The sequence below is a fragment of the Desulfamplus magnetovallimortis genome, assembly GCF_900170035.1.
GTDB lineage: Bacteria > Desulfobacterota > Desulfobacteria > Desulfobacterales > Desulfobacteraceae > Desulfamplus > Desulfamplus magnetovallimortis.
This window is the reverse complement of sequence record NZ_LT828638.1, coordinates 1-620: the sequence shown is the minus strand read 5'-3', so window position 1 is coordinate 620 and position 620 is coordinate 1. Positions and strand designations below refer to the sequence as shown.

General features: G+C 48.1%; 1 protein-coding gene. It reads right to left on the bottom strand.

Going from position 1 to position 620, the window contains the following annotated elements; genetic code table 11:
• The coding region (locus tag MTBBW1_RS27385) for a transposase (RefSeq protein ID WP_139786951.1) at positions 1-620 on the bottom strand (620 nt) is incomplete at both ends.

Genomic DNA, 620 nt, shown 5'->3' with positions numbered 1-620 from the left:
TTGGCAACAGCCTCGCCAAGATAACCAAATTTAATCAAGGCTTGAAGCCAACGCGGTGCGTTCCGTTCGACTACAATGGCTTCATAGTCGATATCCGGATCACGATACGGCTGTTTATTCTTGAGCATTGAAAAAATGACCCTAAGAATTTTGTGACCGACAGCAACGATGGTACGCTTGTGTCCCCGACGAATTACAAGCGCTTTGTATTTACCCTTGAACTGGCTGTTGGTCTTTCTTGCCGCATTGGCTACTTCGCACAAAATGCGCCGGACTGTCCCGTTCCCTTTTCGGGTACGTCCGCTTTTCTTCTTTCCGGCGCTTTCATTGTTTCCGGGACACATTCCCGCCCAGGATGATAGATTGCCGGCGCTGCCAAACTGATCCATATCCACGCCTATCTCAATGATCAGCATGGCGGCACTGAATTTATCCACACCCGGCAATGTTTGCAAAATGCCCCACTGTTCAGCATACGGGGTCATTGCTGCAAACAGATAGTCATCCATCTTCTGAATTTCCTTTTCCAGATACCGGATGTGGCTCTGTATATTTTGGAGCAAAAAGCGATGGGACTCGCCAAGGGTTTCATCCATTGAATCCATCAATTCATGCGCTTT